General features: G+C 45.8%; 20 protein-coding genes. 2 read left to right on the top strand and 18 right to left on the bottom strand.

Annotated elements, in window-relative coordinates:
- Positions 1-149 precede the first annotated feature (149 nt).
- Positions 150-635: a DUF721 domain-containing protein gene (locus PPIS_RS17730; protein ID WP_010368638.1), complete on the top strand. Its 486-nt coding sequence runs from the start codon at positions 150-152 to the stop codon at positions 633-635.
- Between the two features lie 44 nt (positions 636-679).
- Here the strand turns inward: PPIS_RS17730 and lpxC are convergent, their stop codons facing one another.
- The 16 genes from lpxC to mraZ all read right to left on the bottom strand — a co-directional run bounded on the left by lpxC (position 680) and on the right by mraZ (position 18,344).
- Complete coding sequence (gene lpxC, locus PPIS_RS17725) at positions 680-1,603, bottom strand: UDP-3-O-acyl-N-acetylglucosamine deacetylase (protein ID WP_010368639.1); 924 nt, start codon at positions 1,601-1,603, stop codon at positions 680-682.
- 88 nt (positions 1,604-1,691) lie between these two features.
- Complete coding sequence (gene ftsZ, locus PPIS_RS17720) at positions 1,692-2,936, bottom strand: cell division protein FtsZ (protein ID WP_010368640.1); 1,245 nt, start codon at positions 2,934-2,936, stop codon at positions 1,692-1,694.
- 21 nt (positions 2,937-2,957) lie between these two features.
- Entirely contained in the window at positions 2,958-4,190 is a 1,233-nt protein-coding gene (gene ftsA / locus PPIS_RS17715; protein ID WP_010368641.1) for a cell division protein FtsA, read from the bottom strand.
- Entirely contained in the window at positions 4,187-4,972 is a 786-nt protein-coding gene (locus PPIS_RS17710; RefSeq protein ID WP_010368642.1) for a cell division protein FtsQ/DivIB, read from the bottom strand. Before PPIS_RS17710 ends, ftsA begins: the two co-directional genes overlap by 4 nt.
- Before the next feature lies 1 nt (position 4,973).
- Positions 4,974-5,885 carry a D-alanine--D-alanine ligase gene (locus PPIS_RS17705; protein ID WP_010368643.1) on the bottom strand — a complete coding sequence of 304 codons (912 nt, stop codon included), beginning with the start codon at positions 5,883-5,885 and terminating at the stop codon, positions 4,974-4,976.
- Complete coding sequence (gene murC, locus PPIS_RS17700; protein WP_010368644.1) at positions 5,882-7,315, bottom strand: UDP-N-acetylmuramate--L-alanine ligase; 1,434 nt, start codon at positions 7,313-7,315, stop codon at positions 5,882-5,884. The genes PPIS_RS17705 and murC overlap by 4 nt, the downstream gene beginning before the upstream one ends.
- 8 nt (positions 7,316-7,323) lie before the next feature.
- Positions 7,324-8,391, bottom strand: a complete 1,068-nt coding sequence (gene murG / locus PPIS_RS17695) for an undecaprenyldiphospho-muramoylpentapeptide beta-N-acetylglucosaminyltransferase (RefSeq protein WP_010368645.1) — start codon at positions 8,389-8,391, stop codon at positions 7,324-7,326.
- Positions 8,388-9,563, bottom strand: coding sequence for a cell division protein FtsW (gene ftsW, locus PPIS_RS17690; protein ID WP_010368646.1), 1,176 nt, complete (start codon positions 9,561-9,563; stop codon positions 8,388-8,390). Before ftsW ends, murG begins: the two co-directional genes overlap by 4 nt.
- On the bottom strand, positions 9,560-10,882 hold the full coding sequence (murD, locus tag PPIS_RS17685; protein WP_010368647.1) for a UDP-N-acetylmuramoyl-L-alanine--D-glutamate ligase: 1,323 nt from the start codon (positions 10,880-10,882) through the stop codon (positions 9,560-9,562). Before murD ends, ftsW begins: the two co-directional genes overlap by 4 nt.
- Positions 10,882-11,964 (bottom strand): phospho-N-acetylmuramoyl-pentapeptide-transferase, encoded by a 1,083-nt coding sequence (mraY, locus tag PPIS_RS17680; RefSeq protein ID WP_010368649.1) that lies wholly within the window; start codon positions 11,962-11,964, stop codon positions 10,882-10,884. The genes murD and mraY overlap by 1 nt, the downstream gene beginning before the upstream one ends.
- The gene (locus PPIS_RS17675) at positions 11,958-13,352 is read right to left on the bottom strand and encodes a UDP-N-acetylmuramoyl-tripeptide--D-alanyl-D-alanine ligase (protein ID WP_010368651.1); all 1,395 of its coding nucleotides are present in this window, start codon (positions 13,350-13,352) and stop codon (positions 11,958-11,960) included. The genes mraY and PPIS_RS17675 overlap by 7 nt, the downstream gene beginning before the upstream one ends.
- Positions 13,349-14,812 carry a UDP-N-acetylmuramoyl-L-alanyl-D-glutamate--2,6-diaminopimelate ligase gene (murE, locus tag PPIS_RS17670; protein WP_010368653.1) on the bottom strand — a complete coding sequence of 488 codons (1,464 nt, stop codon included), beginning with the start codon at positions 14,810-14,812 and terminating at the stop codon, positions 13,349-13,351. The genes PPIS_RS17675 and murE overlap by 4 nt, the downstream gene beginning before the upstream one ends.
- Positions 14,805-16,619 carry a peptidoglycan glycosyltransferase FtsI gene (locus PPIS_RS17665; protein WP_010368655.1) on the bottom strand — a complete coding sequence of 605 codons (1,815 nt, stop codon included), beginning with the start codon at positions 16,617-16,619 and terminating at the stop codon, positions 14,805-14,807. The genes murE and PPIS_RS17665 overlap by 8 nt, the downstream gene beginning before the upstream one ends.
- Positions 16,616-16,939: a cell division protein FtsL gene (gene ftsL / locus PPIS_RS17660; protein ID WP_010368658.1), complete on the bottom strand. Its 324-nt coding sequence runs from the start codon at positions 16,937-16,939 to the stop codon at positions 16,616-16,618. The genes PPIS_RS17665 and ftsL overlap by 4 nt, the downstream gene beginning before the upstream one ends.
- Positions 16,939-17,871, bottom strand: coding sequence for a 16S rRNA (cytosine(1402)-N(4))-methyltransferase RsmH (rsmH, locus tag PPIS_RS17655; protein ID WP_010368659.1), 933 nt, complete (start codon positions 17,869-17,871; stop codon positions 16,939-16,941). Before rsmH ends, ftsL begins: the two co-directional genes overlap by 1 nt.
- Positions 17,872-17,885: 14 nt before the next feature.
- Positions 17,886-18,344 carry a division/cell wall cluster transcriptional repressor MraZ gene (gene mraZ / locus PPIS_RS17650; protein ID WP_010368661.1) on the bottom strand — a complete coding sequence of 153 codons (459 nt, stop codon included), beginning with the start codon at positions 18,342-18,344 and terminating at the stop codon, positions 17,886-17,888.
- A 429-nt stretch (positions 18,345-18,773) separates the two neighbouring features.
- On the opposite strand from mraZ, the gene PPIS_RS17645 reads away from it, so the two are divergent.
- Positions 18,774-21,767, top strand: a complete 2,994-nt coding sequence (locus PPIS_RS17645) for a bifunctional diguanylate cyclase/phosphodiesterase (RefSeq protein ID WP_010368663.1) — start codon at positions 18,774-18,776, stop codon at positions 21,765-21,767.
- Between the two features lie 29 nt (positions 21,768-21,796).
- On the opposite strand, the gene PPIS_RS17640 is transcribed toward PPIS_RS17645, so the two are convergent.
- Entirely contained in the window at positions 21,797-23,461 is a 1,665-nt protein-coding gene (locus PPIS_RS17640; protein ID WP_010368665.1) for an alkaline phosphatase, read from the bottom strand.
- Between the two features lie 175 nt (positions 23,462-23,636).
- Positions 23,637-24,851 carry a cation:proton antiporter gene (locus tag PPIS_RS17635; RefSeq protein WP_010368666.1) on the bottom strand — a complete coding sequence of 405 codons (1,215 nt, stop codon included), beginning with the start codon at positions 24,849-24,851 and terminating at the stop codon, positions 23,637-23,639.
- Positions 24,852-25,021: the final 170 nt, after the last annotated feature.

Raw genomic sequence — 25,021 nt, 5'->3', positions numbered from 1 at the left:
ACAACAAATGTTGGTACTTTTGGATTTCTCAAAAATTTGTCTCTGATATACTTAGAAGACTGAGAAACCACCAGTACGGAGTAATTTGACTCCGTATTATCCCGATATGGCGGTTATTTTTTATTTTTCAACCTATGGGAAGTAAGTCATTGGCTAAAAATCGCTACAATCCAAAACCCCTCGATGAAGTGATGGGTGGGTGGTCAGATAAGCTCAATCAATATGGCCAAAAAAGTGCCCAAGCGGCACAGTTACAGAGCTGTTTGGAAGACACTCTAGGCCCTATCCTGAGTAAGAAATGCCGTGTCGCTCACTACAAAGAGGGAACACTGACGATAGAAGCGGCTTCAGCAACGCTTGCTACTCGGTTAAACTTTTTGAAAATGGATATTCTCAGTGCATTTAGAAAAGTTGGGTTACATGACTGTGCATTGGTTAAAATTACCACCAATCCAGAAGCCCAACAGCGTCTTACCAACAAGGTGGAGTCCCAATCTTCGACCTATCAAGCCAATCGAAGTATGAGCCAAGCCACTGGCGAGCATTTGCTAGCGCTAGCGCAATCCGCTCCACCGTCGCTTAAGGCGAAACTAGAAAGACTCGCTAAACACGCAAACACTACGCAAAAAAAATGACGCCTTAGCGTCATTTTTTCTCAAACTGTATTAGCCTAAGAGGCTTATGCCGTTGCGGTATTGATACCCGCTTCCATTCCTGGCGCTGGCATACTGACTGGCTCTTCGAATGTTGCCCACTCCCATGCTGACTCAGTTGCCATGATTTCACGAAGCAACATATTGTTTAGGCCGTGGCCTGATTTATAGCATGAGATCTTACCTAAAATGTTGTGACCTGCCATAAACATATCACCCACACAGTCTAAGATCTTGTGTTTAACAAACTCATCTGCATAGCGCAGGCCATCTGGATTTAATACTTTAAACTGGTCTAAAACAACCGCATTATCCATGCTGCCACCTAAGGCTAGGTTGTTTGCATGCATGTATTCGATATCACGCATAAAACCAAAAGTACGAGCACGACTGATCTCTTCAGTAAAGCTTTGAGCGGTAATGTCTAATCCAATACGTTGGCGGCTAGCATTGATCGCGGGGTGATTGAAGTCGATTTCAAAGTCGATGTGGAAACCATCGTAAGGCTCAATTTCAGCCCACTTGTCGCCATCTTCAACACGCACTTTTTCTTTGATGCGAATAAAGCGCTTGGCAGCGTTTTGCTCTTCAATACCGCCTTTTTGAATTAAGTAGATGAATGGCAATGCACTGCCATCCATAATAGGCACTTCGGCGCTGTCTAGCTCTACGATGAGGTTATCAATCCCAAGCGCAGCTACCGCGGCAATCAAATGCTCGGTAGTAGACAAGCGAACGCCGTCTTTATTTGTTAAACACGTACACAGTTGCGTGTCGCCCACAGCTTCCGGTGTTGTTTCAAAATCAACAACAGGGTCTAGATCAACGCGGCGAAATACAACACCTGTATTCACACCAGCTGGTCGGAGAGTGATCGTGACCTTTTCACCTTTGTGTAAACCTACACCTGTGGCTTTAACGACTTGTGCAATCGTACGTTGTTTAATCATATATTCGCCCACTTAAATTCTAGATAGGCGGCGGAGTATAACATAGTTCCACCAAACTGCCAATCTCTGTTTATTTTTTATACCAACTTTAGTCTGACTGCTTACGTAAAAAAGCCGGAATATCGAAGTAGTCACCTTTTTCTTTACTGTCGTTGCCTTTTGCGCTTGCTGAGCTAGAAGCTTGTTGTGGCTTCTGTTCTTGCACTTGTGGGGCAGGCGCTTCAGCTGGCTGCTCAGGTTCTGCCGCTGATGTTTGTGGTTGCGTAAAGCTTGGCACATACATGCTCGTTTGTGAGCTAGTTTGTGTTCCACCTACCGCATCTGAGCCTGAGGCTTGTCTAAAGCCATTGCCTACAATACCAAATTGCGGACGACGGTCACCACCTAAGCCGGTGGCAACCACGGTCACTCTTAGCTCTTCGCTCATTTCAGGATCAATAACAGCACCCACTACCACAGTCGCATTCTCTGACGCTAACGCTTTAACATGGTTACCAACGACCTCAAACTCTTCGATAGTAATGTCCATGCCCGCGGTGATATTAACCAAAATACCTTTCGCGCCAGTTAGGTCAACATCTTCTAAAAGCGGGCTAGAAATCGCGGCTTCCGCAGCTTCTTGTGCACGATCAGGACCTGTTGCCGAAGCAGTCCCCATCATTGCAGTACCCATTGCTGACATCACGGTTCTAACATCCGCAAAGTCAACGTTGATTAGACCTGAACGTGTGATCAATTCTGCAATACCTTGTACCGCACCATAAAGTACGTCATTTGCTTTTGCGAAGGCATCTAGCAGTGTAGTCCCTTTACCAAGAACTTTAAGCAATTTGTTGTTTGGAATTGTAATAAGTGAATCTACAATTTCTGACAACTCAGCAATGCCTTGCTCAGCCGCAGCCATGCGCTTTTTACCTTCAAGATCGAAAGGACGCGTTACTACAGCCACAGTCAAAATACCTAGTTCTTTTGCTGCGCGTGCAACAACAGGTGCGGCACCGGTACCTGTACCGCCGCCCATACCGGCTGCGATAAATACCATGTCTGCGCCTTCAAGGCTGCTCTTGATGGTTTCTAGATCTTCTTCTGCTGCGCTGCGGCCCACTTCTGGATTTGCGCCAGCTCCAAGACCAGAGGTAATCTGAGTACCTAGCTGTACGGTAATATCCGCAGACGAACGACGTAACGCTTGTGCGTCAGTATTCGCTACGATAAAACGTACGCCTTCAATTTCTTGGTTTACCATGTGTTCTACGGCGTTACCGCCGCCGCCACCGACACCGATGACTTTAATGACAGCTTCTTCGCTGTGCTGTTCCATAATATCAAACATCTTCACTCTCCGACTTGAGTATTAAAACTCGCCTTGGAACCATTTTGTAACACGGTTCCACCAACTCCCCTCTGCATCTACTTTCGACTTCTGTGCATTCATCGATTGTAGTGAACGGCCGTATTGTAACAAACCTACCGCCGTTGCATATGCAGGGTCATCCACATAATCTGTTAACCCCTTAATGCCAATTGGTTTCCCTATTCTTACTGGCATTTGGAATATATCTTCTGCGACTTCTTGTGCACCTTGCATCTTGGCACTGCCGCCCGTGATAACAAGACCTGCCGCAATTTGATCTTCAAAACCTGAGCGACGCAATTCTTCTTGCGCAAGCTCAAACAGTTCTCTAAATCTTGGTTCTACCACTTCAGACAAAGTATGACGAGACATTACCCGAGCAGGACGTCCACCAACACTTGGTACTTCGATGGTTTCTTCGCTTGATGCCATTTGGCTCGACGCGAAGGCATATTGTACTTTCAGAGACTCGGCATGCGAAATAGGTGTTCTAAATATTTTTGCTATATCGCCAGTGACCTGATTACCCGCAACCGGGATCACGGCAGTATGACGCAGCGCCCCATTCACATAAATCGCAATATCCATGGTGCCACCACCGATATCTAATACCGCAACACCAAGCTCTTTTTCGTCTTCAGTCAACACCGAGTAACATGACGCCAAGGCGTTAAACGTTAATTGGTCTACCTGTAAACCACAGCGTTCAACACACTTTTCAATATTCTTTGCCATGTCATTCGAACACGTAATGATATGTGCTTTCGCTTCCATCCTTACGCCACTCATACCCAGAGGGTTTTTGATCCCCTCTTGCATGTCGATGCTATATTCTTGCGGCAATGAGTGCAGCATTTTGCGTTCGGCAGACATAGGCACAGAGCGTGCAATGTGAATAACATTGACAATATCATCGTCTGTGACTTCCGCATTGTTTATTGCCACCACGCCACTTTCGTTTTGACACTGAATATGTTTGCCTGAGATCCCCAAATAAACCGAGCTTATTCTGCAATCAGCCATTAGCTCTGCTTCATCTACAGCGCGTTTAATAGACTCAGAAACGAGGTCTAAATCGTTTACCCCGCCTTTATCCATGCCGTGAGACTCTTGGCGTCCGACACCGACAATACTAAGTTGATTGTCCACAGTGATCTCCCCAACTGTGGCGACGACCTTTGATGTGCCAACATCTAATCCAATCACTAAGTTTCTTTCTGCCGACTTTGTCATGCTTCACTCTTGTTATTTTGTTGTTCTTGCTGCTCAGTAGGTTCTTTCCAACTCACTGCCAGTCCCGTGTCGTAGCGTAAATCAATGACATCGATTACTTTTCCTTCAGGGCGTTCCATACGTGGATACACGTCGATAAAACGTTGTACTCGTTTGGCTTTGTCTTCACGCCCTAAATTTAAGCGGATCCCATTGTCCAGCCATAGCTGCCAAGCAAATCGTTCCGAAAGCGCTAAACTTTCCAACGTAAACTGATTTACCGCCAACAAGGCTTTAAACTGCTTAAATGTTTGCCATGCTTCTTCAGCACTCCCTTCAGGGCCGTATAATTCAGGCAGCCCTTGCGGCAATTTGTTACTACTCGCTTGGAATACTTCGCCATCATCATTGAGTAATGAATCGCTATTCCAATGCGCAACCGGCTGATGTTCCACTACATAGACTTGCAGCGTATCCGGCCATTGTTTTCTGACTGACACTGTCGCAATCCAAGGCAAAGACTTTACCGCCTTGTGGACTGCTTTTACATCAAGCTCAAAAAAACTATTTAAATCTGCGGTTTTAATTGCCGCCACAATGTCATCTTCATTGGTATAATGCGGTTTACCGAGCACTTTGAGTGTTTTTATTTGCGCATCATGATGTGCAACTAACCAATCACTTACCCAGTATGTTCCTCTTACCAATGTAAAAATCACCACAAAGAAGAAGCTAAGTCCCCAAAAAAGGGGCCAGTTCACTCTTGAACCGATCAGCTTCAACCCTGCCAAAAATGCTCGCATATTAAAGCGTTTGCTCCAAAATGCGAACAACTGATTGTTCAAAACTTACACCCGTTGCTTTTGCTGCCATCGGCACCAACGACTTTTCAGTCATACCAGGTACAGTATTTACCTCGAGTAGATAGAAATGACCTTGCTCATCTTGCATGGCGTCAACACGTCCCCAACCAGTGGCACCAACCAATTCAAAAGCGTGCTTTGCCATCACTTGTAATTGCTCAGTGTGTGCAGCGCTAATATCCGCCGGACAATAATACTCTGTACTATTAACTTGGTATTTCGCTTCATAATCGTAAAAACCACGAGGCGTACGCATTTCAATAACAGGCAATGCCTCTTTACCAAGCATAGACACGGTAAACTCACGTCCAGTGATCCATTGTTCAACAAGCACTTGATCGTCAAACTTAAAGGCATTATTTAATGCTGCAGTCAGGGTTTCTTCGCTGTCTGCCTGAGCCATACCTATGCTTGAGCCTTCGTGACTTGGCTTTACCATGACTTTGCCAAACTCAGCTATCAGCGCCTTAGCATCAAAACCCGTCTCTTTGCTTACGACAGCATAAGGTGCCGTACTTAATTTGGCAGACTGAAACAGATGCTTACAGCGGACTTTATCCATTGCAAGCGCACTACCAAGTACACCGCTTCCTGTATATGGTATCCCCATAAACTCAAGCGCACCTTGAATAGTACCATCTTCACCGCCACGGCCATGCAGTGCAATAAATACGCGATCCACACCTAGGTCTTTAAGTTGCCATAAGTTACGTTCTGCTGGATCAAAAGCAATCGCATCAACACCTTGATTGACGAAGGCATTTAACACTGCATTACCAGACTTTAGTGACACCTCTCGCTCTGCTGAACTACCGCCAAGTAATACGGCTACTTTTCCAAACTGACTACTCATAATTCACTCTGTTTTAACTGCGCTATCGATAGCCCGGTAGCGGCTAACTGCTTCACGATCTGACCTATATTGCCGGCCCCTTGCGTCAACACTAAATCACCATCTGCCATGGTGCTTGCCAACACTTTCGCCAATTCACCATGGTCACTGATATGGATCGGCTCAACGCCACGTTGACGGAGACTACGGCACAAACTTTTACTATCCGCACCAACGATGGGCGCTTCACCGGCACTATATACATCTAACAGCAGTAGTTTATCAACATCGCAAAGCACTTTTACGAAATCTTCATATAAATCGCGTGTTCGACTATAGCGATGTGGCTGATAAATCATAACCAAACGCTTATCAGGCCAACCAGACTTAGCTGCTTTTATCGTCATCGCAACCTCAGATGGGTGGTGACCATAATCATCAACCAACATCACCTCACCCACTTCATTATTGAATGAGCCGTAATGCTGGAAGCGACGTCCTACGCCTTCAAAATTGGCTAATGCCTGATAAATCGCTTCGTTTTCAATATTGTGATCTTTTGCAACCGCAATAGATGCCAAGGCGTTCAATGCATTGTACTTACCTGGCATATTTAGCCTCACTTCAAGTAGCTCACCGTCTTTGGTTCTGACTTTAAAGTGTGATTCACTTTGTGTTTGCTTGAAGTCCAGTAACTGATAATCCGCGTCGTTAGCCTCACCATACGTGATTGTTGGCCTTGCAAAGCGTGGTAATAATTCTCTCACGACTGGCGAATCGATACACACCACCGCCAGACCATAAAATGGTAAGTTATGGATAAACTCGATGTAGGTGTCTTTCATTTTTTCGAAGTCACCATCGTAAGTATCCATGTGGTCTTCTTCGATATTTGTTACCACCGACACCATCGGCTGCAAATGCAAAAACGATGCATCACTCTCGTCCGCTTCTGCGATAAGGTATTCACTGCTGCCGACTTTGGCATTACTGCCAGCACTATTGAGCAAACCACCAATAATAAAGGTTGGATCCAGCTCAGCCCGCGCAAAAATACTCGCAATCAGGCTCGTCGTTGTGGTCTTACCATGTGTTCCTGCCACCGCAATCCCGTGACGAAAGCGCATCAACTCGGCGAGCATTTCGGCGCGACGAACGATTGGCGTGCGGTTTGCCTTCGCCGCTTGGATCTCTGGGTTTTGGTCGTTGATTGCACTCGATACCACAACCACATCGGCCATTTTTACATTTTCAGCTTGGTGGCCGATAAAGATCTCGGCGCCCATATTTGTTAATCGCTCTGTCATCGTACTTTTGGCGATATCTGAGCCTGTAATTCGGTAACCTTCAAAGGCCAGCACTTCTGCAATCCCACCCATACCAGCACCACCAATTCCGATAAAGTGGATGGTGTTGATACGTCGCATTGCTCTTCTGCTTGAAGCTTCCATTTAATATCCTAGTTCGATAATTCTGTACAAATTTGGGCAACTTTCGCTGTTGCCTCCGACTTGCCGCATTGTCTCGCTTTTGCTGCCATCGTCGCAATTTTTTGCGGCTCAATAACAAGTGGCTGCAGTGTAGTTGCTAGCGTTTCTGGCGTCAGTGCTGTTTGCTGCAATATAAAAGCAGCCCCAGCAGACACTAAAAATTGCGCGTTAGCCGTCTGGTGATCGTCAACTGCATGTGGGAAAGGCACAAAAATCGCCGTTTTCCCAGCTGCGGCTATCTCACTTACGGTCAACGCACCTGCGCGGCAAATAACCAGATCAGCCCAAGCGTATGCGGCGTCCATATCATGAATGAACTCGCTGACCTCAGCATTAATGCCCGCACTTTCATATCGTTGTTGTGTATCGTCTTGGTTATGTTTACCGCTTTGATGACGAATATTTAATGCGATACTGGCCACCTGTTGCTTTAGTAACTTGAGTCCTTCTGGCACTGTTTCATTCAGTGCCTTTGCTCCCAATGAACCACCGACAATTAATAGATTTAACGGCACTGAAACGGGTTTATCGCTAATCTCGGCAACGCTTGCACGTACCGGATTCCCCACAACCTGAGCGAGCTTTTCACTGAATGCGCCGGGAAAACCCGCCAATACGCGACTTGCAATTTTCGCCAGCAACTTATTGCTCATACCCGCAACCGCATTTTGCTCATGGATCACCAAAGGGATCCCAAGCAGTTTCGCAGCAACACCTACAGGGCCAGTTACATAACCGCCCATGGCTAACACCACATCAGGTTTACGCTGTTGTAAAATACGCTTTGCTGCAAGTACCGCTTTTAAAACCATAAATGGTGCGGTTAGTAATCGTTTGACCCCGTTACCTCGGACGCCTTTCATGGCAATAAAATCAATTTCAAAACCGTAACGCGGCACCACATCGGCTTCCATTCTGTCCGCAGTGCCAACCCAGCTCACTTGCCAAGCCTGCGCTTGTAAAAATTGTGCCACTGCAATACCTGGAAAAATATGTCCACCTGTACCGCCCGCGACCACTAGAAGACGTTTAGTCATCGTCTACCTCCACGGGATGTTGCCTGTCTTGTCGACATTTTTGTCTCAAAGTCTATGCGCTGTAAAATACCTGCCGCAATTGTCATCACCCAAAGACTCGACCCACCGTAAGAAACAAATGGCAGTGTTAAGCCTTTAGTAGGTAAAATGCCGGCGCTCGCACCAATATTAACGACTGCCTGAAAGGCAAACCAAATACCAATGCCCAAGGCAAAATACCCTTCGTATTCTTTGCCTGCTTTAAGGGCTTTTTGCCCGATAAAAAGCGCTCGAGTAACCAATACACCGAGTACAATAATAATGCTAAATACGCCAATAAAGCCTAGCTCTTCCGCTATTACAGCAAAAATAAAGTCATTATGTGCTTCCGGCAAATACTGTAGCTTTTGTATGCTATTACCCAGGCCTTGGCCAAACCAGCCACCTTGGCCGTATGCCATTAGGGATTGTACCAATTGATAACCGGCACCAAATGGATCTTCCCAAGGGTTTAAAAAGCCCACGACACGCTTCATACGATATGGCTCAATGATGATAAGCAGTACCACCAAAGAGACACCGGTAAGCATTAAAGTAAAAAACTGCCAAAGCCTTGCACCGGCTAAAAACAACAGGCCAACGGTCGTCACAAACATAACCACCACAGTGCCTAAATCCGGCTGCATCAAAATTAAGAACGCATACACCGCAAACACAATCATTGGCTTGGCAAAGCCTTTGATGTTTTCTTGTACTTCATCGCGTTTACGTACCAAGTAGCCGGCAATATAGCTGAAGAAAAATAGCTTAGATGCCTCCGCTACTTGCAATCCAAAAGGACCAAGCGGGATCCAGCGCCTTGCACCATTTACTTCGCGACCAATAATGAGTACCGCCACTAACAGTACCAAACCAAAAAGCAGCAAATATGGATTACTGCGTTTCCACCAAGTCATTGGCACACTCGTCGCAAACCAAAAGAGAATAAACGAGCCCACTAAAAAGATGACGTGGCGAATAGTAAAGTGAAAAGGATTATCAAATAGTCGCTCGGCAACTGGCATAGAAGCGCTTGTCACCATCACAAATCCCACTCCAATAAGCATGAGCATGCAGTACATCAAAGGTACGTCAAATAAGCTCTCGGACTGGCGAGGCGTTAGCGCCTCTTTGATATCAGCGACATTAATCAAGCATGTTCCCCCACTAAACGGACGAACTCATCCCCTCGCGCCATATAGTTTGGATACATATCTATGCTGGCACAGGCTGGTGCTAATAGCACAATATCGCCATTAGTCGCTATCGTTTTTGCCGCCAACACTGCTTCTTCCAGATTGTTGACCTGATGGCTATTGCGCAGCAGTGGCATAAACTGTGCACCGTCTTGCCCGAAACAAAATAGCGCTTTGCAATGCGTAGTGAGTGGCGTCTTGAGTGGTGAAAGGTCTGCCCCTTTCGCATCACCACCCACGATCAAAATAATATTTTTGCGACCTGAAGCTAAAGAATCAATAGCGGCAACCGTCGAACCAACATTCGTTGCCTTTGAATCGTTGAAGTAACGAACCCCTGCAACATCGGCAACTAACTGACAACGATGAGGTAACCCCGTGAAACTCGCAAACGCGCTGGCAAATGCCTGCTTAGGCAATTGCATCGGCGCTAATAACGCCAATACCGCCAAGGCGTTAAATTGATTATGTCGCCCTACCATTGCCAACGTTTTAACTGGTAACAGTGGTGTTTGTTTGTGTGCGAAATGCGGCTCACCGTCAATGGTCATTAAGTGAAAATCCCCCTCAGTGAGGGATACACTGCTGCCTTGCCCATGCTGCGCAAAGGTATAATGATCTTCAGCATTAAAGACAATATGCTCAACATGCTGGTAAATACGCTGCTTCGCTTCAATATAAGCTTGAAAATCAGGATAGCGATCCATGTGATCTTCAGTAATATTGAGGATCATTGCCGACAAACACGCCAAGCTATGAGTGGTTTCAAGCTGAAAACTAGACAGCTCTAGCACATAAACATCATGCGGCTGCTCTAACAACGACAGCACAGAGGTGCCAATATTGCCGCCAAGCCCAACTTTTAAGCCAGCGGCTTTCAATACTTCTGTCGCGAGCGTAACAACGGTGGACTTACCGTTAGAGCCTGTAACGGCAATCACTGGACGGGTATTGAGGCGTGCAAATAGCTCGATATCGCCGATGACTTCAACGCCTTCAGCAATGGCTGCGGCAACGCTCTGTTCAAATAACGGGATCCCTGGGCTAATGATAATCAGATCCGTTTGCGCCAAAGCGGCATCAGCAAGATTGCCAAATACCGCTTCACATTCAGGTGCGTTGTGACTTAGCCAGTCCGAGCCCGGAGGCACAGGACGACTATCAACCACTTTTGGATTAATACCGTGCGACAGCAGAAAACGCACAATCCCCTGTCCTGTGACTCCAAGTCCCAGTACCGTGACATGCTTTTTCTGTAATTGCTCAATATACGTCATTATCTAATCTTCAACGTCGCAAGGCCGGCCAAAACCAAGATAATCGAGATAATCCAAAAACGGACTATCACGCGCGGCTCTGGCCATCCTTTTAATTCGTAATGATGGTGAATAGGGGCCATTCTAAAGATCCGCTGACCTCTGAGTTTGTAAGACCCTACCTGTAAAATGACGGATAATGCCTCCATCACAAATACACCACCCATAATGATCAGCACTAACTCTTGGCGTACTAAAATAGCGATGATCCCGAGTGCACCACCCAGCGCCAATGAACCCACATCGCCCATAAAAACTTGTGCCGGATAAGTGTTAAACCATAAGAAACCAAGACCTGCGCCAACAATCGCCGTACATACCACAACCAATTCACTTGTGAGTGGTAAATGAGGAATATGAAGGTAGCTTGAGAAATTCGCATTACCGGTAACGTAAGCAATAATAGCGAGTGCTGAGGCAACCAAAATGGTCGGAACAATGGCAAGACCATCCAAGCCATCAGTTAGATTAACTGCGTTTGACGTACCCACAATCACAAAGTAGCTCATGACCAAATAGAACAAACCAAGTTGTGGTAACACATCTTTCAAAAATGGCACGACTAGCGTGGTTTCCGCAGCGCTGGTGGACGTAAAGTACAAAAATGCCGCCGTAGATATCGCAATAACCGACTGCCAGAAGTACTTCCAACGTGCAATTAGGCCTTTACTGTCTTTTCTGATCACTTTACGGTAATCGTCCACGAACCCAACAATACCTAAGCTGCCAATGACAAATAACGTCACCCATACATATTTGTTGCTAAGGTCGCCCCACAGTAGCGTACTGGTAAAGATCGCAGCCAGAATTAACAGCCCACCCATGGTTGGCGTACCCGACTTGGATAAATGCGACTCCGGGCCATCATCACGTACGGTCTGACCAATCTGCATACGCTGTAATGCAGCGATGAGTTTAGGGCCAAAATACAACGAAATCATTAAGGCCGTTAAAATGCCTAAAATCGCCCTCAGGGTAAGGTAAGAAAATACGTTAAACCCAGAATAATATTGGGTAAGATACTCGGCTAGCCAAACTAACATGATACTTCTCCTGTCTCGCTATCCGACTGGCCAGCGTTTACTAATTCTTCAACGAGCAGTTCCATCCGCGCACTACGTGATCCTTTAACAATAACGGTGCATTGCCCTGATTGCTCGGCCAATACAACCCGTAACGCCTTCATTAAATTCTCGCGAGTCGAGAAATGACGATTTGGCTTTTCAAATACATTGCTAGCGCTACTACTCAGCACCCCCAATGAAAACAATTCATCAATGCCTTGCTGCTTAGCATACTCGCCGACTTCACGGTGATATTCGCGGGCATCTTCACCCAGCTCTGCCATATCACCCAACGCCAATACTTTATAGCCAGACATAGACGCCAATAAATCAATCGCCGCGTTGACAGACTTCACGTTTGCATTGTAGGTGTCATCGACGACACGCAGCGTATCCGAGACTTGGATCATGTTGACACGGCCCTTTACTTCAGCCATTTGTTCAAGACCCGTTGCCACCTCACTTAAGCTTGCGCCCAGTTCAGTTGTCAATGCTGCCGCAATCAGCGCATTGCCAACGTTGTGCTGGCCACTAAGCGGTAAACTAATGGTGGTACGCTCTTCACCCTGGCATAGCGTGAAGGTAGGGCGAGCTAGCTCATCCAACTCAATTGCTTCCACCCATATATCAAGCTGAGCATTTAAGCTATAACGTTTCACTTTAGAAACAGCTAAGCTTTCCTGCCACATCTGAGCATAATCACTATCCGCATTGATGACTGCGACACCGTCAGCTTTTAGGCCCGAGAAAATCTCACCTTTCGCTTTTCCTACGCCATCAATTGAACCAAACCCTTCGATGTGGGCTGGTGCGACATTACACACTGTCGCCACGTCTGGGCTCACTAATTCTGTGGTATAAGCAATTTCACCCAAGTGGTTAGCGCCGAGCTCTATCACCGCGTATTCATCATCTTCACTTAAGCGCAATAGCGTCAACGGTACCCCGATGTCGTTATTAAAATTACCTTTAGTAACAAGGACTTTGCCTTTTTGCGCCAAAATCGCTGCACACATTTCTTTCACTGTGGTTTTACCGACACTGCCAGTAATTGCAATGGTTTTAGGGGCAACGGTTTCAATTACTGCTCGACCAATTTGGCCTAAAGCAATGCGCGTATCTGCAACAACAAACTGTGGTAAATCGATATCTTCATCGTGCTCAGAAACAATAGCTGCAATAGCACCTTGCGCTTTGGCCACATCCAAAAAGCGGTGGCCGTCAAAGTTAGGCCCTTTAAGTGCTAAGAACACCTCACCAGACTGTATTGTTCTGGTATCAGTATTAATATTGGCGACTGCCAAATTCTCCCCGTCGTAAGGGGTTTTTAAGACTGCTGCAAGCCAAGAAAAATCCATCTTGATCATGCCTTTTCCCCTCGTAAAATCGCTGCAACGCATTGCCTATCACAAAAATCAATGCGCTCAGTACCTATAATTTGATAATCCTCGTGCCCTTTCCCCGCTATTAGCACCACACTGTTTTCATCAGCTAGGTCTATCGCGTGTTGAATGGCTAGCCCTCTATCAGGCTGGCAGACAGCATACTCAGGGTGGATGAGTCCTGCCTTAACGTCATCAATGATTAAATTAGGATCTTCACTTCGTGGATTATCGCTGGTGATCACCAGTTTATCTGCATATTTCTCCGCAGCTCGCGCCATTTCAGGACGCTTACCTTTATCTCTATCACCACCGCAACCAAACACACAGATAAGATTACCCGGTACATGTGCTCGCAAGGCTTGTAGTGCAAGTGCCAAAGCGTCTGGGGTATGGGCATAATCAACAATACAGGTAGGCTTTTCAGGGGCACTAAATGGCTGCATGCGGCCTGCAACTGGCGCGAGCTGGCTGCAAGCTTCGCTTAATGCATCAAGACTTGCACCTTGCAATAGTAAAGTCGCAATCGCAGCAGCTAAATTATAAAGATTAAACTCACCATACAGTGGCACATTGACTTCACATTCACCCCAGCTGGTTTTTAATGTCGCTGTTAAACCGTTTGGGTGTGCCGACACGGCATCAAAGAATACGTATTGTTGGTAGCTATGCGCTTCACTCCAGCGACCGTAAACAACCACGGTGTCGTCATTGAATTCAGCAGCCCAACTAGCCCCCACTTCATCGTCAATATTGATGACTTTGTGAGTTGGCGCACAGCGAGTAAATAGTAGTTTCTTGGCTTCTGCATAGCTTTGCATATCACCGTGATAATCTAAGTGATCGCGCGTCAAATTGGTGAAAACAGCCACATCAAAGTCGCACTCATCAACTCGACCTTGCACCAAACCATGGGAAGAGACTTCCATCGCGACTTGATCATATTGTTGCTGTAAAAACGCCAAAATACGTTGTAAATCTACGTTTGACGGCGTGGTGTTTGCCAGCGGAATAAGGCTGTCTGGTTGACCATAACCAAGCGTACCTATCACAGCACCAGCACTACCGGTTAGGCTAGCTAAATTGGCAATCATCGCTGTCGTGGTAGATTTACCGTTGGTGCCAGTAACGCCTGTGAGTTTGAGCTTTTTACTCGGGTATGCATAAAACTGCGCTGCAATTGCCGCCAACTTATCGGCAAGATTATCGATAAAAATCGCTTGCTCTGAGGCAATATTAAGCTCGCTTCCCGTTTCTGCAAGCACACATTTAGCGCCTTGCGCAACGGCACTAGCGGCATATTTAGCACCATCTTGGGCATGACCTTGCAGTGCAACAAAACAATCACCCGGCTCAATCGCTCGACTGTCTATGCGTAGATGCTCAACCTCAACAGCGGCAATATTGACACCATAATCACTGAGTACCAGAGCCAGATCACGCATCGTTATCTGCTCCCGAAATATAAGCTACGCGCTCTTTATCAGGCGCTACATTTAAAATTCTCAGTGCATTAGACATGATTTCAGCAAAAGCAGGCCCTGCGGTTTGACCGCCATAGTAAACATCTCCCGCCGGTTCATTAACCATCACCACAACCGCAAGCCTTGGGTCACTTACCGGTGCAACGCCCGCAAAGTAACCAACGTACTCATCACCATAACCACCCGCCACGGCTTTTTCTGAAGTACCTGTTTTACCAGCGGCACGGTATCCATCAACTTTTACGTTGTGGGCTGTACCACCACGTTCAAATACTGACTCCATCATCTCTACCACGGCATGTGTATCTTGCTCGCTAAAAATACGCTTACCTTCAGGAATTTCATCTTGCTTCACAATTGTGAGTGGTCGCAAGATACCACCGGCTCCAAACATGGCGTAAAGTCTCGCCATTTGTGCGGTACTTACTGATACCGCATAACCATAAGAGAGTGTTGCGATTTCAAAGTTAGACCAACGGCGGTTTGGATAAAATAAACCTGCGCTTTCACCAATCATGTTTGAGCCCGTTGGCTCACCAAAGCCCACTTCTTGGTATAAATTGATAAAGTATTCCTTTGGTAACATTTGCGAGATCTTCGCAACCCCCATGTTACTGGAGATTTTAAGGATCTCTCTTAAGCTCAGCTCACCATTGTTGCGAGTGTCTTTCACCAAGCCACCGCTTAAGTTCATCCAGCCCGGATAAGTATCTATCGTGTCTGTTGCCTTAACTGCACCATAATTTAAACCAGCCAATACCGCTAAAGGCTTTAAGGTTGAACCGGGTTCAAATAGGTCAGTCATAGCACGATTACGACGTTTATAAGGTGCAGCAGTACTTAGGTCGTTAGGATTAAAGCTTGGGCTATTCACCAAAGCTAAAATCTCGCCAGTGTGTACATCAACAACTATCGCCGAACCAGAGGTAGCTTTATAGCTCAGTACCGCCGACTTTAACGCGCGGTAGGCAATGGCTTGGATCCGTAAATCAATACTCAGGTAAACATCTTCTGGCTCGACACGCTGTTCTTCTGAAAGTACTTGTACTTCACGACCTTGCGCATCTTTTCGAATGGTGCGTTTACCAGCCGTACCGGTTAATGCAGAGTCGAACATACGCTCGACGCCTTCAATACCTTTGCCATCAATATCGGTAACACCAATCATGTGCGCGGTTACTTCGCCGCTTGGGTAAAAACGTTTGGACTCGTCAAGCAAGTGCACGCCCGGCAGGCGCATTTGACGAATATAGTTGGCAACAACCGCCGTCACTTGGCGCTTCAAATAGACAAAACGACGGCTTGGGTCTCCCCTAAGCCGTTCATCGACATTTTCTGGTTTAAGTCTGAGCACATCTGCAAGTTCTTTCCACCTGAGCTCATCATCGTACCAAGCTTGTTTCCGTATTTTCAGTTCAGCATCGTTTTGCTCTAACGCTTTATAATCTTCACCTTCTTTACGGGCTTTGCGTAACACTTTTTTGGCAAGTGCCTTATCAATGGCAAGGGGATCTGCATAAACGCTCACAACCGGCACACTCACTGCCAGCTCTTTGCCATTACGGTCGAAGATCATGCCTCGTTGGACATTGAGTTTCTCAACCCGTACGGTGCGCTTATCATTTTCTTCAATGGCCTTATCAGGCTCAATTACTTGCAAAAATGCAGCGCGTGCAACCAGCGTCATAAAAACGGTGAGCATCACGCCGCAAACTAGAGCAAAGCGCCAGGTGATAATAGAATGAGTTTTTTGCTTTTGTTTATTCATGGCAGCACAATCACCTGTTCATCTTTACTGGTTGGGCGTTTCATCTCTAACTGCATCTTGGCTATCTCTTCAATCCTTGCATGCTGGGAGTAAAACTCTTCTTCCACAACGAGATATCGCCATTGTAGGTCTAGCTCATCGCGCTGTTGCAATAACTCATCCTGCTGTATCAATTGCTGGCGAGTTAAATGGGTAATTTGCACTACGGCGAGTGCAGAAATCAAAATCGTAAGTAGCAAGAATGCAGTCAACTTATTCGCAATGATGTAATAGCCTATTTCTACAAATAGATTCGGTTGACGTTGCTTACTTGCATTCATTAGAGCTTCTCCGCCACTCTTAATACTGAGCTTCGCGAGCGTGGATTTTGTGCAATCTCTGCATCGCTAGGCTTAATGGCTTTACCCACTGCCTTTAAGGTGAGATTTTGTTTAAGTTGTTCATCCGTTAAAGGCAGACCTCTGGGTATCGCCTCTCCCTTACTCTGCTTCTTGATAAACTGCTTTACAATGCGATCTTCTAGAGAATGAAACGAGATCACCACTAACCGACCACCAGGTTTTAACACCTCAAGTGACGCTTGCAATGCAGTCTGAATTTCTTCTAACTCACTGTTAATATAAATACGAATAGCTTGGAAAGTACGTGTTGCAGGATGCTTGTGTTTATCTTTGACAGGCACAGCTTCATCAATCAGTTGTGCTAATTGCGCTGTCGTAGTAATCGCGGTGTGCTCGCGCACTTCAATGACTTTACGAGCAATACGAGTAGCAAACTTTTCTTCGCCATACTTTTTGATCACGAATACCATTTCTTCAAGCTCTGCTTCAGCTAGCCACTGTGCAGCGCTGCGACCTGAATCAGGATCCATACGCATATCTAGTGGCCCATCTTTCATAAAGCTAAAGCCACGGTCTGCATCATCAAGCTGAGGGGAAGACACACCAATGTCCAACAAGATGCCATCAACCTGTCCTAAGATACCGGCTTGTTCCGCGACAGATTTAATTTGCGAGAAGCGGCTTCGCGCTATAGAGAAACGCGCATCATCGGCAAACTTTTCAGCCGCCTTAATTGCTTGAGGATCTTGATCTATGGCTTGTAAACGCCCAGTCGACAATCTTTTGAGGATTTCACCTGAGTGCCCACCACGACCAAATGTCCCGTCGATATATATACCTTCAGGGTTAATTGCTAGGGCATCTAGGGTTTCGGTCATTAATACCGAAATATGCTTAAACTCTTCGCTCATTAATTTGTTTACCCCTACAAGGAAAAGTTTTCCAGTTCAGGGCTTTCCTCAAAGTTTCCTGAGTGTTCAATTTCGGTATCTGCCTGCATTTGCTGATACCAGCGTTCTTCGTCCCAAATTTCAAATTTATTGAGTAACCCAACTAGCATGATCTTTTTGCCTAATTGCGCATGGGATCGCAATGAAGGCGCCAGTAAAATTCGGCCATTTTTGTCTAGTTGGTATTCTGTAGCATGACCTAGCAACATCCGCTGCCAACGTCTCACTCTGGGATTGGTATTAGAGATGCGACTTAGTTTGGTCTCAATTTCTAGCCATTCGGAGAGTGGGTAGAGCCACAAGCACGGTTCGTTGATCGCAATAGTACAAATAACAGTTCCCTGATCTTCGGACAGCAGCGGTTGACGGTACTTAGTCGGTACCGCAAAACGCCCTTTGTCATCCAAAGCTAGCGAACTTGCACCTCGAAACATGCGTGATCCTATTTCTAAGTTGGTTGATCCAGTTTGATCCACTAAAACCCACTTTTTACCACAGAAGAACAGTCTAGGGCTTGACAAGCACTTTTGTCAAGCTCAGTCGGTACCTTTAACGCCTTTGAAAGCCAGAAAAATCGCGGGATTTGTGGAAGATCATGAATTTTGTGGAAAAAAGTGGAGAGATGAAAAAATGCCATTTTTTTTGGCCAGATAATCACGTCATACTTTCAAATTAGAAATTAAAAATTCCATTTGTTAACCCTTGCTTAAGGATGCTTTTGCAGCTGAATTATTTATGCAAATTTGCTTGATTGTCCCTACTCGATTCGGTATCATTCGCGCTCTCTGATCAGCTCCATAGGTGGGATTATTCTGAAATCTTCAATACAGTTTCGATTTTATCGCTTACTCGTTCTACTGTGCTTGCCATGTCTGATCATTATTTTATTTCTATTATGTGAGCAACGTCAGCAGGCATTAACACAACAGTCACAACAGGCGCTGCATTACGCCAAACAAGTTGCGGCGATCCAGCAGGTAGAACTCGCAGATACAGAACAAGTGTTACAGCAACTGTCGACCCGTATTGATCATCTTACGGTAGAGCACGGTAAGTGCCCGCCGCTGCTTTATCACGCGATGCTGCTCAGCCCCAACCTAGCTAACCTTGGCATAGTTGACGCACAAGGGAACGTACTTTGTACGACGCATCAAGCAGATCAACGCGAGATCAATATCGCCGATCGTGGTTACTTTAAAACCGCAATGCGCACTGCCCAGTTTAGTATTGGTGAGTATCAAATTGACCGCAGCATGCAACGTGCAACAGTCAACTTCGCGCTACCAATTTACGATGATCAGCAACAATTTTTATTTATGCTTGTTGCGGTGAAAGGCTTAACGCATTGGAGCCAGACCCTTGCAAAACTGCCTCTTCCTGTTGGTACTCGGGTAATGATTGCCGATGCTAAAGCGCAAATCATTGCGCAATATCCAGCAGCAAATACAGAGCTTGGCCGTGCTGTTAGCAGTTCTTGGCCAAGCAATTTAAGCACGCAGGCGACGCTACTAAACACCCCAGAAGGCAATCGCTTGGTGTATGTAAAGCAATCACTCAATAACAGCAACCGAGCGTTACAAATCTACTTTAGTTTCGATTTTGAGTCCCAGTTGAGTAGCATAGACAAGCGTTTTGCGCTCTTTTTAGGGATCTTCTTTGTGCTTGTATGCATTTTGTTTTGGCAAACCCATTGGCAATTAAAACAACAGCTTTTAAAACCGCTTAGTGCACTCAAGCATGCTATTGCAAAGCTTGAATCGGGCAAGCAAGATCCCCGTTTTGATGCAACCAAAGTACCCAGTGAATTTGAGCATATCGCCGAACGCTTCGCTCATATGGCGCAAACACGCCTAGCCGCTGAAGACAATGCAAATCATAGACTTGCCGTTGTAAAAGCCTTGATTAATGCACTCCCCGATAGCTATGTGCGCTTAGATCAGCAGGCTCAGATCTTATCTCGCTATGGTGATTATACCGATAAGGCACAAACGCTGAGAGAGTTACTCCCAGAACATATCTATAAGCGGATCCGAGCAGAACTTGCTCTGCTAAACGATAAAACCTATGTGCAACTCGAGTTTTCTCCAACCAGCAATCAAGTGGTTGAATGTCGCCTGTGCGCCATTGAATCCCATCCTCAGGCGTTGTTGATTTTCCGCGATATTAGCCAACGTAAGCATCAAGAAGAGGCATTAAACCTTGCAGCATTGGTGTACAACAATAGTAGTGAGTGCATGATCATCACGGATGCCAATGGCTTTATCTTGGACGTCAACCTCGCCTTTACGCGTGTAACTGGTTACTCACGCTCAGAGGTGCTAGGTAAGTCCACTGCCATGTTGGGGTCGGGTCAACACGACCGTAGCTTTTACGAGTTAATGTGGCAGCAGCTTAACGAACACGGCCGTTGGCAAGGTGAGATTGTCAACCGTAAGAAAAATGGCGAGCTCTACACTGAATGGCTAACTATTGATAGCGTTTATGATAGCAACCGTGAGATCTATCGCCGCGTCGCGATCTTCACCGATATTACCGAAGTTAAGCGTAAAGATGCGCTGATCTGGAAACAAGCACATTTTGATGAATTAACCGATCTTCACAACCGTGTAGGACTTAAAAAGCACTTAAAAAAGCAGGTTGCCAGCGGACAACAACAAACCGCCGTGCTGTTACTCGATCTCGACAATTTCAAAGATATTAACGACACTTTAGGCCATTATTACGGCGACTTACTATTAAAGTTAGTCGCACAACGTTTAAAGAGTATAGCTCCGCATGCGTTTTTATCCCGCATTGGAGGTGATGAGTTTGTCTTTGTGTTGGAAGATGATGAACACAAAACAACATGCAAAGCATTGGCCTCCCAGATCCAATCTGCACTCAAACAACCTTTTGAGATCAAAGATGAGCAGTGCCATATCACGGCAAGTATGGGGATTGCCACCGCACCAACAGATGGTAATGGTGCAGAAGCCCTATTAAAGGCCGCCGATCAAGCAATGTATCGAGCAAAGCAACAAGGTCGCAATGGCTATGTGATTTTTGACGATACCTTACGCAAAGTCGCGGAATCTAGAATGCAAATGCTCAAAGGTATTCGCACTGCACTGCATAACAATCAATTTGAAATGCACTACCAGCCAATCGTGTCACTTGACGACAATCGCGTCGCCAAAGCCGAGGCCTTGATCCGCTGGCGACACCCAGAGCAAGGCATGGTGAGTCCCGCTGAGTTTATTCCGTTAGCCGAAGAAACCCAGCTCATTCATCATATTGGAGATTTAGCCTTTGCGCAGTCTGTTGACACGTTGACGCAACTACAGCACTTAGGCTACACAACACAAATTAGCATCAATGTGTCACCGGTCCAATTTGCCGCTAAAAATTGCACCTTAGCAAGCTGGAGTGACAAACTCACGACGCTTGCGATCCCCCCTGAACACGTGGTTTTAGAAGTTACGGAGGGAATGATGATGCACAATGATAGCCGCACTAAACAACGAGTTGAACGGTTAAAGCAGCAAGGTTTTCAATTTGCGTTAGATGACTTTGGCACGGGTTACTCGTCACTTGCGTATCTAAAACAATTAGATTGTCACTTTGTGAAAATTGATAAGCGCTTCGTCGATGGCATCGCAACCAATGCAGACGATTTAACCCTGTGTGAAACCATTATTTTGATGGCCCACCGCCTTGGCTTAAAAGTCATCGCTGAAGGCGTTGAGACCGCGACCCAGCATCAGCTATTAAAACAGGCTGGATGTGATTTTGGTCAGGGTTATTACTATTCAAAACCGCTACCACAACGCGAGTTTCTGACCTTAATGACGGAAAAAAGCCACATTGCTGTGGCTTAACTGAAGTTACTTAAATCTAGGTGCTTGGTTTATTCAGTTAAACCAAGTGCAGTCATCATTTTGTTTGCAACATCCACATGGTGCTGCATGGTTGAGAACTGCTTAGTTACGCCTGCAGGACCGAAAGTATAAACCGGTACTGGCGCAGCCGTATGCGTACCAGTACCCCACACTACGCTTTGCTCTGAGGCAATCGCGCGAGCGATTTTTCCAGTGTAGTCTTCTTTGGCGTATACGTAGAAGTCACCGAAGTCCTCAAACGCAGGGATCATCGTTGCATCTTTATCGTCATAGACACTTTGACCAACCTTCTCTGCATTATCTAGCGTCACCGTGTAAGCCGTCATATCTTCAATGGTCGCTTTCCAAGTTGGACCCGATACATTCTCATAGGCTTCATCAGGCGCAGCTTCAGCAAGAATATCGAAGAAGGTGCCTGTCTGCGCGTAGAGCTTGTCTAGTTGCGCAAGCGGGCCAAAGTTAAACTTAGGATGATATTCTTTAGCAACACCATTTACGTACATACCATCGCCCGACAGTGTTTGTGCTTCAGGACGCTCATGCTTTGAATAACTAAAGCCAAAACTACCCGTTTCATGGTCTGCGGTCACAACAACTAGTGTATCGTTGCGATCTTTTACCCATTCATGAACAGCTTCAACGGCTTCATCAAATTTAAGCAGCTCGTTTAACATCCAACCTGCATCGTTTGCGTGACCCGCCCAGTCAATTTGACCGCCTTCAATCATCAAGAAAAAGCCATCTTCATCTTTAGACAAGATATCAAGCGCTTTCACCGTCATTTCTTTTAATGAAGGCTGAGTACAGCTGTTGCTTTGTTGACAAGCTTTGTAAGCAATAGCGTCACTCATACCAGAGTTTGCGAATAGGCCTAGTACTTTTTCGCCTTCAAAACTGCTTAATTGTGCTTTATCAAAAGCAAGGCCATAACCATGTTGCTCTTTTGCTTCAACAACTAGGTTAGTTTCATCGCCACGTTTTGATTTTTTGTATACGCTGCTAGGCATGCCAAGCGCGTCAAGTTGTGCTTTTACTTCAGCGTTATCAGGCGTGCTCTTTGGTACAAATACGCGAGCGCCACCAGATAACATCACGTCAACACTGCCAGAGCGAACTAATTGCTCAGCGATTTCAGCTTCGTATGAACGATGCGGCATATGGGCAGCAAATGCAGCAGGCGTCGCGTGCGTAATACGCGTATCTGAAACAAGACCCGTCGCTTTACCTGCGGCTTTGGCTTTTTCTAAGATAGTCGCTACTTTATTACCATCGGCATCAAGGCCTATCATTTCAGAGCCTGCAGCAAGGCCGGTTGCTAATTGTGTTGCCGAACAAGCAGAGTCAGTCACTAGACTGCCAGTCGCGCCATGTGGTGCGTTCATGGAAAGGCCTAAATGACCACCCGCAGCAAGTTTAGACAGCGCAGTTTGATTGCCTTTGTTTTTATAAGTTGAGTTTGGCGCGCGCTGAGCATACTCTTCAAGTAAGCCAACTTGCTGTGGTCCCATACCGTCACCGATCATAAGGATCACATTTTTTACTTGTGTCACTTCTTGCACTGGTACTTCTTTGATGACTTCAACTTCTTTGATCACCTCAACGGTTTTTGTATCGTCATCACACGCGGTAAGTAGAATTGCAGAGATAGCAACTGTAAGTAACTTTTTATTCATTGTACTGTTCCTGAAACGTAATATTTGTCTGTAAGGCGGGCACAGTCTAGGCGCGTTACATGACTTTTTTATTTCAACAAAGTGACAAAAAATATTTTATTTCACAATAAGTTACAATATAACAGTACAATTCAGATACGAAATCATACGCTATACCAATTGTTATTTAGAGTAATCACTCTCGACCAGAAGCACTGGTAAATAATTTAGAAATGGGTCGACTGGATAATCCAAATACAAAAATGCTCAACAGCACCGTTGCCATTGCCACTTGAGTAATTTGCAAACCATTTGGCAACTCTTCGCTGAGTAGCATTAAGGTTAGCACCACCGAAGCCAATCCCTTGGGTCCAAACCAAGCTAACGTAAAGCGCTCTTTGGTTGTCAGTTCGCCACCTAACAAGCAGAGGAATACCGGGATCAATCTAAACATGGCGGTTGCTAACACTGCGTACACCCAAACCTGCCATTGGGTAACATTTAACAGCACTACACTTGCCGACAAGCCAAATACTATCCAGATCATAAAAGCCGCAAATTCGGCGAGATGCTCCCCTTCTTCGATAAGCTGATCTTTAAACTCATCACGATAATATTTATCAAACAGCAAACCGCTGACAAATGCAGCAATAAAGCCACTGCCATGCAAAGCTTGAGTTACCGAGAAAACTAAAAAAGCGATGCCAACAAAGAGAAAAGGGCTGGTTTTAGACGCAAAGTAATGATGTTGATAGGCGCGTTTAAGTAACCAAATTATCACCCCAGTCAGTAACCCCGCGACAACGAGTGCAATCCCCACTTCACGTATAAAAATCCAAGCAAATGATTCAGTCGTCGCTTGCATTCGCTCAGCTAATACGCCCAGTAAAAACAGAAATACCGGAATACACAGGCCATCATTCAAGCCACTTTCCACATTAATTGCCTCACGTAATCTGGTGGGCACAGACTTATCCTGAATGAAGGTTTTGCATAAAGTAGCATCAGTTGGGGTGATGATCACCGCAATTAAAAAGCAAGCCAACCAAGATAACTGAAATAGCTCATGGGCCACCCAAGCGCCAAATATCATGGTTAATGGCAGCCCGAGTAATAATTTAACCGGTAACTGAAAGCTGTGAGATAACACCCGTAATCGCGTTTTTGCAGCATCGGAAAATAAATAAATCGCAAGCGTCAGCTCAATAATCGGCAACCAAGTCTGTAAGCCATTAATATCTACCGCTAAAGCTTGTTGCCCCCCTTCAATATTACCAAGCACAAAGCCTATCGCCCCGCCCGTTAGCACAAACCACATAGGTGCAGTGAGCTCCGCCCTATCTAGTTGTCGAGCTGTGATGCTATAGATAAAAAGAGAAAGTCCAATCGCCGCAATCGAAGCATAAATCACGTTGCCATTCCTTTACTGAAAACCTGCCGCTGATAACCCGAGTATGACAAATCTTATTCAGTTAAGCCAAACATCTAACAACATCCTCCTATCTCCTATAAAGCGAATTAAACAACAAAGAGCAGTAGGCGCTAGTTAATTTTTCACCTTTGTGTCATCGGAATGTAAAA

This window comes from Pseudoalteromonas piscicida (assembly GCF_000238315.3).
GTDB classification, from domain to species: domain Bacteria; phylum Pseudomonadota; class Gammaproteobacteria; order Enterobacterales; family Alteromonadaceae; genus Pseudoalteromonas; species Pseudoalteromonas piscicida.
The sequence above is the reverse complement of the archived record's forward strand: the minus strand, read 5'-3'. Positions and strand labels throughout refer to the sequence as shown.

Bases quoted from the DNA above. Each gene is read 5' to 3' on its own strand.
- lpxC (WP_010368639.1), bottom strand. From the start codon at position 1,603: ATGATTAAACAACGTACGATTGCACAAGTCGTTAAAGCCACAGGTGTA.
- ftsZ (WP_010368640.1), bottom strand. From the start codon at position 2,936: ATGTTTGATATTATGGAACAGCACAGCGAAGAAGCTGTCATTAAAGTC.
- ftsA (WP_010368641.1), bottom strand. From the start codon at position 4,190: ATGACAAAGTCGGCAGAAAGAAACTTAGTGATTGGATTAGATGTTGGC.
- PPIS_RS17710 (WP_010368642.1), bottom strand. From the start codon at position 4,972: ATGCGAGCATTTTTGGCAGGGTTGAAGCTGATCGGTTCAAGAGTGAAC.
- PPIS_RS17705 (WP_010368643.1), bottom strand. From the start codon at position 5,885: ATGAGTAGTCAGTTTGGAAAAGTAGCCGTATTACTTGGCGGTAGTTCA.
- murC (WP_010368644.1), bottom strand. From the start codon at position 7,315: ATGGAAGCTTCAAGCAGAAGAGCAATGCGACGTATCAACACCATCCAC.
- murG (WP_010368645.1), bottom strand. From the start codon at position 8,391: ATGACTAAACGTCTTCTAGTGGTCGCGGGCGGTACAGGTGGACATATT.
- murD (WP_010368647.1), bottom strand. From the start codon at position 10,882: ATGACGTATATTGAGCAATTACAGAAAAAGCATGTCACGGTACTGGGA.
- mraY (WP_010368649.1), bottom strand. From the start codon at position 11,964: ATGTTAGTTTGGCTAGCCGAGTATCTTACCCAATATTATTCTGGGTTT.
- PPIS_RS17675 (WP_010368651.1), bottom strand. From the start codon at position 13,352: ATGATCAAGATGGATTTTTCTTGGCTTGCAGCAGTCTTAAAAACCCCT.
- murE (WP_010368653.1), bottom strand. From the start codon at position 14,812: ATGCGTGATCTGGCTCTGGTACTCAGTGATTATGGTGTCAATATTGCC.
- PPIS_RS17665 (WP_010368655.1), bottom strand. From the start codon at position 16,619: ATGAATAAACAAAAGCAAAAAACTCATTCTATTATCACCTGGCGCTTT.
- ftsL (WP_010368658.1), bottom strand. From the start codon at position 16,939: ATGAATGCAAGTAAGCAACGTCAACCGAATCTATTTGTAGAAATAGGC.
- rsmH (WP_010368659.1), bottom strand. From the start codon at position 17,871: ATGAGCGAAGAGTTTAAGCATATTTCGGTATTAATGACCGAAACCCTA.
- mraZ (WP_010368661.1), bottom strand. From the start codon at position 18,344: ATGTTTCGAGGTGCAAGTTCGCTAGCTTTGGATGACAAAGGGCGTTTT.
- PPIS_RS17640 (WP_010368665.1), bottom strand. From the start codon at position 23,461: ATGAATAAAAAGTTACTTACAGTTGCTATCTCTGCAATTCTACTTACC.